We start from the raw sequence: 12,690 nt of genomic DNA on the forward strand, positions 1-12,690 counted from the left end.
CCCGATGACGCTGCCCGCCGACGACAACGTGAACAAGTACACGTTCTGCGTCGAGCTCAAGAGCGGGCAGTGGTTCCTGCAGAAGGGGAAGATGATCGCCTACTACGGGGCGATCGAGTTCAACGGCATCGGGCACGGGCGACTCGACCGACTTGTCCGTACCTCGTTCCATTCGCCACTGCACGCGAGCGACTGGGTCGTGGCGGAGGGCTCGGGCAAGATGCTGCTCGCCGACCGGGCCTTCGACGTCAACTCCTACGACCTGGACGACGGGAACTTGACCATTCGCGCGGGCAACCTGCTCGCTTTTCAGCCAAGTCTCGCGCTCAAGCAATCGATCGTGCCGGGTTTTCTGACCCTTATCGGAACCGGAAAGTTTGTCGCCGCATCTAACGGTCCGGTGGTGTTCATGGAACCCCCGATCCGGGTCGACCCGCAGGCGCTCGTCGGGTGGGCCGACTGCCCGTCGCCGTGTCATCACTACGACCACGGGTATCTGACGGGTGTGCTGGGCGGTCTACGTGCGATGACGGGCCTCGGCGGGGTATCCGGGGAGGAGCACCAGTTCGAGTTCGTGGGCGCCGGGACGGTCCTGCTGCAGTCGACGGAGTCCCTCATGGAGGAGGCGGCGACGGGTGTCGTTCCGTCCGAACCAGGGGTGCCCGGAGGTGGCGGAGCGGCACCGGGCGGACACGGTCAGCAACCATCTGCTGGACCGCGTCTTCCCGGACAGCTCGGAGACCTCCAGCGCCGCTTCGGGCTGTGAGCGGTAGTCTGCGGAGGGTGACATCGAACGCGTGCGCACTGTCACACCATCCAATGTAGTTCGGAATTCAACTTTTTAGGTAGACTTCATTCATGGAGACCGAGACGGCCACGCGCTGGCTGACCGATGCGGAGCAGTGCGCCTGGCGCACCCACCTGGAGGTCAACAGGCTGTTGACGTACCAGCTGGAGAAGGATCTGCAGCCGTTCGGCCTGACTATGAACGACTACGAGATTCTCGTGAATCTGTCCGAGTCGGAGGACCACCGGATGCGGATGAGCGACCTCGCCTCCGCGACTCTTCAGTCCAAGAGCCGGCTGTCGCACCAGATCACGCGGATGGAGAACGCGAACCTGGTGCGCCGTGAGAACTGCGAGTCCGACCGGCGGGGGCTGTACGCCGTGCTGACCGAGCATGGCATGGACACGATGAAGAAGGTGGCGCCACATCATGTCGCCTCCGTGCGGCGGCACTTCATCGATCTGCTGTCGCCGGAGGCGTTGACGGAACTGGACAAGGCCCTGAAGCCGATCGCCGAGCATCTGAGAGGGCAGCGGGGGCGCCCCTGACGGGTGCGGGTGGCACAGCTGGGCGGGGGGTGGGTCGCGCGGCCCGGCGCTGACGGAATTGCCGCTCTCAGGGGTGCGGGCCTGTATCCATGCCCCTCGAACCAGCGGTGCCGGCGTCGGGCTCGGCGACCCGTTCACCCCTGTGTCAGGCCCGCGACCAGCTCGTCCGCCGCGCGGTAGGGGTCCAGCTCGCCCGCGACGATGCGCTCCGCGAGCGCGCTGAGGCGGCGGTCGCCGTGGAGGTCGCCGATGCGTTCGCGCAGGGCCGTCACCGCGATGGTCTCCACCTCGCGGGCCGCCCGGGCCTTCCGGCGCTCCGCGAGGACACCGCGCTCCTCCATCCACGCGCGGTGCTTCTCCAGGGCCTCCACGACCTCGTCGACGCCCTCGGCGCGGGCCGCGACCGTCTTCACGATCGGCGGGCGCCAGTCGCCGGGGCCGCGGGACTCGCCGAGGCCCAGCATGTGGTTCAGTTCGCGGGCGGTGGCGTCGGCGCCGTCCCGGTCCGCCTTGTTGACGACGTACACGTCGCCGATCTCCAGGATGCCCGCCTTGGCCGCCTGGATGCCGTCGCCCATGCCCGGGGCCAGCAGCACCACGCTCGTATCGGCCTGGGAGGCGATCTCGACCTCCGACTGGCCGACGCCGACCGTCTCCACCAGGATCACGTCACAGCCCGCCGCGTCCAGGACGCGGATCGCCTGCGGGGCGGCCCAGGCCAGGCCGCCCAGGTGGCCGCGGGTCGCCATCGAGCGGATGTAGACGCCCGGGTCGGAGGCGTGGTCCGACATGCGGACGCGGTCGCCGAGCAGGGCGCCGCCCGAGAACGGCGAGGACGGGTCGACGGCCAGGACGCCGACCCGCCTGCCCTGCTTGCGGTACGCCGTGACCAGCGCGGAGGTGGAGGTCGACTTGCCGACGCCCGGGGAGCCCGTCAGACCGACCACATAGGCGTTGCCGGTCAGCGGGGCCAGGGCCGCCATGACCTCCCTGAGCTGCGGGGACGCCCCCTCCACGAGGGAGATCAGCCGGGCCACGGCCCGCGGCCGGCCTTCCCTGGCCTGGGCCACCAGAGAGGAGACGTCCTGCATCAAACAGCTCCGTTCAGTTCACAGACGTACAGACACGCACAACGAGGATGCTTACGCCTTCGGTACCCGCACGATCAGCGCGTCACCCTGGCCGCCGCCACCGCACAGCGCGGCCGCGCCGACGCCGCCTCCGCGCCGCTTGAGCTCCAGCGCCAGGTGGAGGACGAGACGGGCGCCGGACATGCCGATCGGGTGGCCCAGCGCGATCGCGCCGCCGTTGACGTTCACCTTTTCCGTGGACACGCCGAGGTCCTTCATTGACTGCACGGCGACGGCGGCGAAGGCCTCGTTGATCTCGATGAGGTCGAGGTCGGAGACCTCCAGGCCGTCCTTCTTCAGGGCGTGCAGGATGGCGTTGGACGGCTGGGACTGCAGGCTGTTGTCCGGTCCGGCCACATTGCCGTGCGCGCCGATCTCGGCGAGCCAGGTCAGGCCCAGCTCCTCGGCCTTGGCCTTGCTCATCACGACCACGGCGGCCGCGCCGTCCGAGATCTGGGAGCTCGACCCCGCGGTGATCGTGCCGTCCTTGCTGAAGGCCGGGCGCAGCTTGCCCAGGGACTCCGCGGTGGTGTCGCCGCGGATGCCCTCGTCCTTGCTGAACAGGACCGGGTCGCCCTTGCGCTGCGGGATCTCCACCGGGGTGATCTCGGCCTCGAACAGGCCGTTCTTCTGCGCGGCGGCGGCCCGCTGGTGGGACAGCGCGGCGATCTCGTCCTGCTCGGCGCGGCCGATGCCGAGGCGGGTGTTGTGCTTCTCCGTGGACTCGCCCATGGCGATGCCCTCGAAGGCGTCGGTGAGGCCGTCGTAGGCCATGGCGTCGATCATCTGGACCGCGCCGTACTTGAAGCCCTCGCGGGACTTCGGCAGCAGGTGCGGGGCGTTGGTCATGGACTCCTGGCCGCCCGCCACGACGATGTCGAACTCGCCGGCGCGGATCAGCTGGTCGGCCAGGGCGATGGCGTCGAGGCCGGAGAGGCACACCTTGTTGATGGTGAGCGCCGGGACGTTCATCGGGATGCCGGCCTTCACGGCGGCCTGGCGGGCCGGGATCTGGCCGGCGCCGGCCTGGAGCACCTGGCCCATGATCACGTACTGCACCTGGTCGCCGCCGATCCCCGCACGGTCGAGGGCGGCCTTGATCGCGAAGCCGCCCAGATCGGCTCCGGAGAAGGACTTGAGGGAGCCGAGCAGTCGTCCCATGGGGGTGCGTGCACCCGCGACGATCACCGAGCTGTTCGTTCCAGAAGGCATGAGCTGCGATCCCCTTACCGGCCTGCCCAGGCCGAGGAGTGAACGAGGGTTTACTTCGAATGTACTGAGTGGCACTCCGTGCCGTCATCGGGCCGTCGGTGTGATCGCGCGCACGTTGCGTAACCACCCGATGAGCGCTGCACTGAATCCATGCTGACGCGAATCGACCACATCGGGATCGCCTGCCACGACCTCGACGCGACCGTCGAGTTCTACCGGGCCACGTACGGCTTCGAGGTGTTCCACACCGAGGTCAACGAGGAGCAGGGCGTGCGCGAGGCCATGCTCAAGATCAACGAGACCTCGGACGGCGGCGCCTCCTACCTCCAGCTGCTGGAGCCGACCCGCGAGGACTCCGCGGTCGGCAAGTGGCTCGCGAAGAACGGGGAGGGCGTCCACCACATCGCCTTCGGCACGGCGGACGTGGACGGGGACGCCGCCGACATCCGCGACAAGGGCGTACGCGTCCTGTACGACGAGCCACGGCGTGGTTCCATGGGGTCGCGGATCACCTTCCTGCACCCCAAGGATTGCCATGGCGTCCTCACGGAACTGGTCACTTCGGCCCCTGTTGAGTCGCCCGAGCACTGACCCCCGTACATAAGGGCCGGTAGGGTTGGGGGCGGTCGTCCCTCAAACCGGGATGACCGGGTCCTGCCTTTGACGGCAGGACCGAGCCGGGGTCCGGGTTTCGGGGGACGAGCGTCGGGGCAGCAGCCCGTGCTCCGCCGTTGATCTGACACCATTCCCCGGGGGCCCCGTTCGGCGGATGGACGGAGCTCGTTGGAGAAGCTGACCAGGGGACGGATGGGACCGCGCAGTGCGGGGCTACGAGAGCCAGGAGCGAGAGCCGGCGGCTGACGTCGACCACCTCTCTCGGTTCGAGGCCGAGATGAAGCGGCTGAAGACCGAGCGGGAAAAGGCGATCCAGCACGCCGAGGACCTCGGCTACCAGGTCGAGGTGCTGCGCGCCAAGCTGCACGAGGCGCGCCGCACCCTGATGACCAGGCCCGCCTTCGACGGCGGTGACATCGGCTATCAGGCCGAGCAGTTGCTCCGCAATGCCCAGATGCAGGCCGACCAGCTGCGCCAGGACGCGGAGCGGATGGCCGCCGAGGCGCGCGCGCAGACCCAGCGGATCCTGCAGGAGCACGCCGAGCAGGCCGCCAGGCTCCAGGCGGAGCTGCACCAGGAGGCGGTGACCCGGCGCCAGCAGCTCGACCAGGAGCTGGCCGAGCGCCGCGCCACCGTCGAGTCGCACGTCAACGAGAACGTGGCCTGGGCCGAGCAGCTGCGCGCCCGCACCGAACAGCAGGCCCGCCGTCTCCTCGACGAGTCCCGCGCCGAGGCCGAGCAGGCGCTGGCCGCCGCCCGCGCGGAGGCCGAGCGGCTGACCCGGGAGGCCCGCGAGCGGCTCCAGAGCGACGCCGAGACGGCCCGCGCGGAGGCCCAGGAGACCCTGCGCCGCGCCCGCACCGACGCCGAACGCCTGCTGAACGCCGCCTCCCAGCAGGCTCAGGAGGCCACCGACCACGCCGAGCAGCTGCGCACCGACGCGGTCGGCGAGTCGGACGCCGCCCGCCGGCAGGCCACCGAGCTGAGCCGGGCCGCCGAGGAGCGGATGGCGGCGGCCGAGGAGGCCCTGCGCAAGGCGCAGACCGAGGCCGAGAAGCTGGTCACGGAGGCCAAGGAGGCCGCCGCCAAGACCCTCTCCAGCGCCGAGGCCGCGGGCGAGGCACGCACGCGCACCGCGAAGGAGCAGGTCGCCCGGCTGGTCGAGGAGGCCACCAAGGAGGCCGAGACCACCAGGTCCGAGGCCGAGCAGCTGGTGGCGGACGCCCGTGCCGAGGCCGAGAAGATCCTCGCCGAGGCCGCCGAGAAGGCCAGCTCGATCACCGCCGAGGAGACGGCGACCCAGCTGTCCAAGGCGGCCAGGACCGCCGAGGACGTGCTGAACAAGGCGTCCGAGGAAGCCAAGCGGACCACCAGGGCCGCCGCCGAGGAGGCCGAGCGGATCCGCACGGAGGCCGAGACCGAGGCCGACCGGCTGCGCGCCGAGGCGCACGACATCGCCGAGCAGCTCAAGGGCGCGGCGAAGGACGACACCAAGGAGTACCGCGCCAAGACGGTCGAGCTGCAGGAGGAGGCCCGCCGGCTGCGCGGCGAGGCCGAGCAGCTGCGCGCCGACGCGGTCGCCGAGGGCGAGTCGATCCGCGCGGAGGCCCGCCGGGAGGCGGTCGCGCAGATCGAGGAGGCCGCCAGGTCCGCCGAGGAGCTGCTGGCCAAGGCGAAGGTGGACGCCGACGAGCTGCGGCAGAAGGCGACCACCGACAGCGAGAAGGTCCGCACCGAGGCGATCGAGCGGGCGACCAGCCTGCGCCGGCAGGCCGAGGAGACCCTGGACCGGGCCCGCAAGGAGGCCGAACGGCTGCGGGCGGAGGCCGAGGAGCAGGCCGAGGCGGTCAGGGCGGACGCCGAGACCGCCGCGCGCGAGCTGCGCGCGGAGACCGAGCGCGCCGTCGAGGCCCGCCGCGCCGAGGCCGCCGAGGAGCTGACGCGGCTGCAGACCGAGGCGCAGGACCGGCTGGAGTCGGCCGAGCAGGCGCTCACGGACGCCCGCGGGGAGGCCGCCCGGATCCGCCGCGAGGCCGCCGAGGAGACCGAGCGGCTGCGCGCCGAGGCCGCCGAACGCATCCGTACCCTCCAGCAGCAGGCCGAGGCCGAGGCCGACCGGCTGCGCAACGAGGCCGCGTCCGACGCGTCCGCCTCGCGTGCCGAGGGCGAGGCCGTCGCCGTACGGCTGCGCTCCGAGGCCGCCGCCGAGGCCGAGCGGCTGAAGGCGGAGGCCCAGGACACCGCCGACCGGGTGCGCGCGGAGGCGCAGGCCGCCGCCGAACGGCTCGGCACGGAGGCGTCCGAGACGCTGGCCGCCGCTCAGGAGGAGGCCGCCCGGCGCCGCCGTGAGGCCGAGGAGACCCTCGGGTCCGCCCGCGAAGAGGCCGACCAGGAGCGGCTTCGGGCCCGCGAGCAGAGCGAGGAGCTGCTGGCCTCCGCCCGCAAGCGGGTCGAGGACGCACAGGCCGAGGCGGTCCGGCTGGTCGAGGAGGCCGACCGGCGGGCCACCGAGATGGTGTCGGCCGCCGAGCAGCACGCCCAGCAGGTGCGGGACTCCGTCGCCGGGCTGCACGAGCAGGCGCAGGAGGAGATCACCGGGCTGCGTTCGGCCGCCGAGCACGCGGCGGACCGTACGCGCCGGGAGGCCGAGGAGGAGGCGGACCGGGTCCGCGCCGACGCCTACGCCGAGCGGGAGCGGGCGAGCGAGGACGCGAGCCGCGTACGTCGCGAGGCGAACGAGGAGTCGGAGGCCGCCAAGGCGCTGGCCGAGCGTACGGTCGTGGAGGCGATGGCGGAGGCCGAGCGGCTGCGCGCGGACGCCGGCGAGTACGCCCAGCGGGTGCGCACCGAGGCCTCGGACGCGCTCGCCGAGGCCGACCAGGCGGCCGCCCGGACCCGGGCGGACGCCCGCGAGGACGCCAACCGGATCCGCTCCGACGCGGCGACCCAGGCGGACACCCTCATCACCGAGGCCCGCAACGAGGCCGAGCGCCTGCAGAACGAGACGGTCGCCGAGGCGGACCGGCTCCAGACGGAGACCGCGGCCGAGGCCGAGCGGGTGCGCGCGGAGGCCCTGGCGGCGGCCGAGCAACTCCTCGGGGACGCCACCGGCGAGGCCGAGCGGCTGCGCGCGGAGGCCGCGGAGACGGTCGGCTCGGCACAGGCGCACGCCGAGCGGGTGCGGGCGGAGGCCGAGCAGCTCAAGGCGGACGCGGAAGCCACGGCCGAACGGCTGGTCAACTCCGCCCGCGAGGAGGCCGAGCGGACCATGGACGAGGCCCGCAAGGACGCCAACAAGCGGCGTTCGGAGGCGGCCGAGCAGGTCGACACGCTCATCACCGAGACCACGGCCGAGGTCGACAAGCTGCTCAGCGAGGCGCAGGAGCAGGCGCTGAAGACCACCGCGGACGCGGAGTCGCAGGCCGACACGATGGTCGGCGCGGCCCGCAGCGAGGCCGAGCGGATCGTCTCCGAGTCCACGATCGAGGGCAACTCGCTGGTGGAGAAGGCCCGCACGGACGCCGACGAGCTGCTGGTCGGCGCCCGCCGCGACGCCACCGCGATCCGGGAGCGCGCGGAGGAGCTGCGCGACCGCATCACGACCGAGATCGAGGAGCTGCACGAGCGGGCCCGGCGCGAGGCCGCCGAGACGATGAAGTCCACCGGCGACCGCTGCGACGCGCTCATCAAGGCCGCCGAGGAGCAGCTGGCCAAGGCGGAGGCGAAGGCCAAGGAGCTGGTGTCGGACGCCAACTCCGAGGCGGGCAAGGTGCGTATCGCCGCCGTCAAGAAGGCGGAGGGGCTGCTCAAGGAGGCCGAGCAGAAGAAGGCCAGCCTCGTCAAGGAGGCCGAGGAGCTCAAGGCCGAGGCGATCCGCGAGGCCCGGCGCACGGTCGAGGAGGGCAAGCGCGAGCTGGAGATCCTGGTGCGCCGGCGCGAGGACATCAACGCCGAGATCTCCCGGGTCCAGGACGTCCTGGAGGCGCTCGAGTCCTTCGAGGCACCGTCGTCCGGCAAGGAGGGCTCGGTCAAGGCGGGCGCGACGGTGGGCGCCCCCCGATCGGGTGGCAAGTCGTCAGACGGCTAGTGCGAGCGGTGCGTTCCGGTAACGTCTGGGGGCTTTGCCCGACTCCTTGGCAAGCCCTCCTGCGGTCAGCCACCCAAAAGAGGTGCCATTCTCCAGATCAAAACCGTATCCGCTCGATGACACACCGCTTCGGCCCCTAGGATTCCCCTTATCACCTCACCGGTCTCATTGACAGGAACCCCATGAGCGACACTTCCCCCTACGGCTTCGAGCTTGTGCGGCGTGGGTACGACCGCGCTCAGGTGGACGAACGTATCTCCAAGCTCGTCTCCGACCGTGACAGCGCTCTCGCCCGCATCACCGCCCTGGAGAAGCGCATCGAGGAGCTCCACCTCGAGACGCAGAACGCCCAGGCCCAGGTCACCGACGCCGAGCCGTCGTACGCGGGTCTCGGTGCCCGGGTCGAGAAGATCCTGCGCCTGGCCGAGGAAGAGGCCAAGGAGCTGCGTGAGGAGGCCCGGCGGGCGGCCGAACAGCACCGCGACCTCGCCGAGTCCGCGGCCCAGCAGGTCCGCAACGACGCCGAGTCCTACGCCGCCGAGCGCAAGGCCAAGGCCGAGGACGAGGGCATCCGGATCGTCGAGAAGGCGAAGGGCGACGCCGCCCAGCTGCGTACCGAGGCGCAGAAGGACGCGCAGTCCAAGCGCGAGGAGGCGGACGCCCTCTTCGAGGAGACCCGCGCCAAGGCCGCGCAGGCCGCCGCCGACTTCGAGACGAACCTCGCCAAGCGCCGCGAGCAGTCCGAGCGCGACCTGGCCTCGCGTCAGCAGAAGGCCGAGAAGCGGCTGGCGGAGATCGAACACCGCGCCGAGCAGCTGCGCCTGGAGGCGGAGAAGCTGCGCACCGACGCCGAGCGCCGCGCCCGCCAGACGGTGGAGACCGCCCAGCGCCAGGCCGAGGACATCGTGGCCGACGCCAACGCCAAGGCCGACCGCATCCGCTCGGAATCCGAGCGCGAGCTCGCCGCGCTGACCAACCGCCGCGACTCGATCAACGCCCAGCTGACGAACGTCCGCGAGATGCTGGCGACGCTGACCGGTGCGGCTGTGGCCGCCGCCGGCACGACGGCCGACGACGAGCCCATCTCTCGTGGGGTGCCGGCGCAGCAGACCCGGTAACGCCTGGGCGTGCGCTGCTGGAACGCGTACGTTCACCGAGCTTGGGGAAGCCCCCTGCCACTCCGGTGGCAGGGGGCTTCGTGCCGTTCTAGCGTGGCCGCATGATCGAGCTGGAGGGACTGACCAAGCGGTACGGCGAGAAGGTGGCGGTCGACGGGCTCACCTTCGCCGTGCGGCCCGGGATGGTGACCGGGTTCCTCGGGCCCAACGGCGCCGGGAAGTCGACGACCATGCGGATGATCCTCGGGCTCGATCACCCCACCGCCGGCGACGTCCGGATCGACGGCCGGCACTACCAGCAGCTGAAGGACCCGCTGACGTACATCGGCGCGCTGCTGGACGCCAAGGCCGTGCACGGTGGGCGCAGCGCCTACAACCACCTGCTGTGTCTCGCGCAGAGCAACGGCATCCCGGAGTCCCGGGTGGCGCAGGTGCTGGACACCGTCGGGCTCACCGCCGTGGCGCGCAAGAAGGCCAAGGGGTTCTCGTACGGCATGGGGCAGCGGCTGGGGATCGCGGCGGCGCTGCTCGGGGATCCGCGGATCCTCATGTTCGACGAGCCGGTCAACGGGCTGGACCCGGAGGGCATCCACTGGATCCGGAACCTGATGAAATCGCTGGCCGCGCAGGGGCGGACGGTGTTCGTGTCGAGTCATCTGATGAGCGAGATGGCGCTGACCGCCGATCACCTCGTCGTCATCGGGCAGGGACGGCTGCTCGCGGACACGTCCATGGCCGACTTCATCCGGGAGAACGCGCGGTCGTACGTCCGGATCCGCTCCCCGCAGCGCGAGCGGCTGCTCGATGTGCTGCACGAGGACGGGATCACCGTCGTGGAGGCCGGCGGGGACGCGCTGGAGGTGGCGGGCGGCAAGGCCGGGCGGATCGGTGAGCTGGCGGCGCGCAACGGGATCGTGCTGCACGAGCTGAGCCCCCGGCAGGCCTCGCTGGAGGAGGCGTTCATGCAGCTGACGGCCCAGGCGGTGGAGTACCACGCGCACGCCGAGCCGGGTCCCGCCCCGCAGGACTGGGGCACCGAGTGGAAGGGGGCCTGACAGCCATGGCGGCCGTGCAGGTCATCCGGTCCGAATGGACCAAGATCCGGTCGGTCGCGTCCACGGTGTGGACGCTGTCGCTGGCCGTGGTGGTCACCATCGCCCTCGGGATGCTCATCTCCGCTCTCTCGCGGAACCAGTTCGACTCGATGCCGGTGCAGGACCGGCTGTCGTTCGATCCGACCTACGTCAGCTTCGCGGGCATGAGCCTGGGCCAGCTCGCCATGATCGTGTTCGGTGTGCTGGTGGTCTCGAACGAGTACAGCACCGGCATGATCCGCACCTCGCTGGCCGCCGTGCCGCAGCGCGCGACCTTCCTGTTCGGCAAGATCGCGGTGGCCGGCGCGCTCGCGCTGGTGGTCGGCATGGCCACGAGCTTCGCCGCGTTCTTCCTCGGTCAGGCGATGCTCGGCCCGCACGGGGCCCGGATCGGCGACCCGGGCGTGCTGCGCGCGGTGCTCGGCGGCGGGCTCTACATGACGCTGATCGCGATGTTCTCCATGGGCGTCGCCGCGATGCTGCGCTCGCCGATGCTGTCGCTCGGCATCCTGATGCCGTTCTTCTTCCTGATCTCCACCGTCCTCGGCAACGTCGACGCCACGAAGAGGATCGGCCAGTTCCTGCCGGACCAGGCGGGCAGCCGGATCATGCAGGTGGTCCCGAGGGCCGACGACACGCCGTACGGGCCCTGGGGCGGGCTCGGGATCATGGTGCTGTGGGTGATCGCCGCGCTCGCCGGCGGTTACGCAGTGCTCAAGAGCCGGGACGCATAGCTTTACTTTCTCTTGGGCGGAACCGTCAGCGCCCCGATATCCTCCTAACCCTTACGGGGGCGGGTCCCCGCCTGAACCTTTCGATGGGTGCGGAGCATGATCGAGGCTGTCGGCCTGACCAAGCGCTACGGCGACAAGACCGCCGTGTACAACCTTTCCTTCCAGGTGCGGCCGGGTGCCGTCACCGGCTTCCTCGGGCCGAACGGCTCGGGCAAGTCGACGACGATGCGGATGATCCTCGGGCTGGACAACCCCACGTCCGGGTCGGTGACGATCGGCGGCTACCCGTACCGCAAGCTGCCCAACGCCCCCCGCCAGGTCGGCGCGCTGCTCGACGCCAAGGCCGTGCACGGCGGCCGGAGCGCCCGCAACCACCTGCTGAGCCTCGCCCAGCTGTCGGGGATCCCGGCCCGGCGCGTGGACGAGGTGCTCGGCGTCGTCGGTCTGCAGGACGTGGCACGCAAGCGCTCCAAGGGCTTCTCGCTCGGCATGGGCCAGCGCCTCGGCATCGCCGCCGCGCTGCTCGGCGACCCGCAGGTGCTGCTGTTCGACGAGCCGGTCAACGGCCTCGACCCCGAGGGCATCCTCTGGGTCCGCAACCTGATGCGGGCCCTGGCCGCCGAGGGCCGTACGGTCTTCGTCTCCTCGCACCTGATGAGCGAGATGGCGCTGACCGCCGACCACCTCATCGTCATCGGACGCGGCCAGCTGCTCGCCGACATGAGCGTGAGGGACTTCATCTCCGCCAACTCCGCCGACTTCGCGCGGGTGCGCACCCCTGACACCGAGCCGCAGCTGCGCGAGAAGCTCGGCACCACGCTCGCCGAGGCGGGCGGCCATGTGCTGCCGGAGCCGGACGGCGCGCTGCGCGTGACCGGGCTGCCGCTGCCCCGGATCAGCGACCTCGCGCACGAGGCGGGCGTCCGGCTGTGGGAGCTGTCGCCGCACCAGGCCTCGCTGGAGGAGGCGTACATGCGGATGACGCAGGGCGCGGTCGACTACCGCTCGACCATCGACCAGAAGGCGGGCCTGCAGCAGCCGCTGCCGCCGGGCGCCCAGCCGCCCATGCCGGTGCCCGGCCAGGGCCAGCCCGGCTGGTACGCCCCACCGCCGCCCCAGCAGGGCGGTCAGCCGTTCGCGATGCCCCAGACGCCCGCAGGCCCGTACGGCGCCCCACAGGCACCCGGCCACGGCACCCCCAACCCGTACGCCCAGCAGGCCCCGCAGCCCGGCTCCGCCCCGCAGGGCGTCCCCGCGCCGCAGACACTGGCGCTGGGCGCGGCCTCGGGCGCCCCAGCCGCCCCCCAGGCTCCACAGGCGCAGCCGTCGGCTCCCGCCGCCCAGCAGGCCCAGACGCCCGCCCCG

Annotated in this window: 9 protein-coding genes and 1 pseudogene; 8 read left to right on the forward strand and 2 right to left on the reverse strand. The window is 71.6% G+C overall.

Annotated elements, in window-relative coordinates; translation table 11 throughout:
• Positions 1–4: 4 nt before the first annotated feature.
• Together ACWDEN_RS24700 and ACWDEN_RS24705 are read left to right on the forward strand one after the other, a co-directional pair.
• Positions 5–766: an AIM24 family protein gene (locus ACWDEN_RS24700; protein WP_351612028.1), complete on the forward strand. Its 762-nt coding sequence runs from the start codon at positions 5–7 to the stop codon at positions 764–766.
• Between the two features lie 92 nt (positions 767–858).
• Positions 859–1,335: a MarR family winged helix-turn-helix transcriptional regulator gene (locus tag ACWDEN_RS24705; protein WP_351611926.1), complete on the forward strand. Its 477-nt coding sequence runs from the start codon at positions 859–861 to the stop codon at positions 1,333–1,335.
• Positions 1,336–1,469: 134 nt separating this feature from the next.
• On the opposite strand, the gene meaB is transcribed toward ACWDEN_RS24705, so the two are convergent.
• On the reverse strand, positions 1,470–2,426 hold the full coding sequence (gene meaB / locus ACWDEN_RS24710; RefSeq protein ID WP_351611923.1) for a methylmalonyl Co-A mutase-associated GTPase MeaB: 957 nt from the start codon (positions 2,424–2,426) through the stop codon (positions 1,470–1,472).
• Between the two features lie 51 nt (positions 2,427–2,477).
• Complete coding sequence (locus ACWDEN_RS24715) at positions 2,478–3,677, reverse strand: acetyl-CoA C-acetyltransferase (RefSeq protein WP_351611921.1); 1,200 nt, start codon at positions 3,675–3,677, stop codon at positions 2,478–2,480.
• Between the two features lie 150 nt (positions 3,678–3,827).
• On the opposite strand from ACWDEN_RS24715, the gene mce reads away from it, so the two are divergent.
• The 6 genes and pseudogenes from mce to ACWDEN_RS24745 form a co-directional block, all read left to right on the forward strand.
• On the forward strand, positions 3,828–4,268 hold the full coding sequence (gene mce / locus ACWDEN_RS24720; RefSeq protein ID WP_055704832.1) for a methylmalonyl-CoA epimerase: 441 nt from the start codon (positions 3,828–3,830) through the stop codon (positions 4,266–4,268).
• Positions 4,269–4,497: 229 nt separating this feature from the next.
• The gene (scy, locus tag ACWDEN_RS24725; RefSeq protein ID WP_351611918.1) at positions 4,498–8,379 is read left to right on the forward strand and encodes a polarized growth protein Scy; all 3,882 of its coding nucleotides are present in this window, start codon (positions 4,498–4,500) and stop codon (positions 8,377–8,379) included.
• A gap of 182 nt (positions 8,380–8,561) precedes the next feature.
• Entirely contained in the window at positions 8,562–9,497 is a 936-nt protein-coding gene (locus tag ACWDEN_RS24730) for a coiled-coil domain-containing protein (protein ID WP_351611916.1), read from the forward strand.
• A gap of 101 nt (positions 9,498–9,598) precedes the next feature.
• On the forward strand, positions 9,599–10,552 hold the full coding sequence (locus ACWDEN_RS24735; protein ID WP_351611914.1) for an ABC transporter ATP-binding protein: 954 nt from the start codon (positions 9,599–9,601) through the stop codon (positions 10,550–10,552).
• A 5-nt stretch (positions 10,553–10,557) separates the two neighbouring features.
• Positions 10,558–11,325, forward strand: a complete 768-nt coding sequence (locus tag ACWDEN_RS24740; protein WP_351611911.1) for an ABC transporter permease — start codon at positions 10,558–10,560, stop codon at positions 11,323–11,325.
• Between the two features lie 96 nt (positions 11,326–11,421).
• Positions 11,422–12,666 (forward strand): annotated as a pseudogene (locus ACWDEN_RS24745) (ATP-binding cassette domain-containing protein); the annotation flags it as partial.
• Between the last annotated feature and the right edge of the window lie 24 nt (positions 12,667–12,690).

It is taken from the genome of Streptomyces sp. NPDC001153 (assembly GCF_053598315.1).